Source organism: Pedobacter sp. 05L430 (assembly GCF_056397585.1).
On the sequence record NZ_JBFTNT010000642.1, the window covers coordinates 1 to 439 of the forward strand.

Sequence of the window (439 nt, forward strand, 5' to 3'; positions counted from 1 at the left end):
GCAATTGAATCAGTTTTGATTTTATCATTATTTTTGATCAGTTCAGAATTATCGTGAAGACCATTGTCGGATTTATTTAAAGCACCATTAAAAAGTTCGGGGAATTATCGTGAAGACCATTGTCGGATTTATTTAAAGCACCATTAAAAAGTTCGGGCTTAATAAAATACGCGGCCAATCCTATTGCTACTATTATTGCAAAGGCAATAATAATTTTTAGGTAGAACGGAAGTCCCTGATTTTCTTCTTCAATCTCTATTGGTTCAGCAATCTGTGGCTCTAGTGGACTTGGTGTGTTAAAGAATGGAGTATTGGTAACTTTTGGAGCAATAGGCTCTTCAACAACATTTGAGTCATCATCTAAACCCTCTGGGGTTTCAATCGAAATTGAAGAGGCAGGTTTTTGGGCTATTTTAACTTCTGATATCTCGTCATAAAC

Annotated in this window: 1 protein-coding gene; it reads right to left on the reverse strand. The window is 35.8% G+C overall.

The window, feature by feature from the left end:
- Nucleotides 1-76: 76 nt before the first annotated feature.
- Nucleotides 77-439 (reverse strand): hypothetical protein (locus AC1DG9_RS27765; RefSeq protein WP_477635797.1); only part of this gene is annotated, 363 nt, incomplete at its 5' end.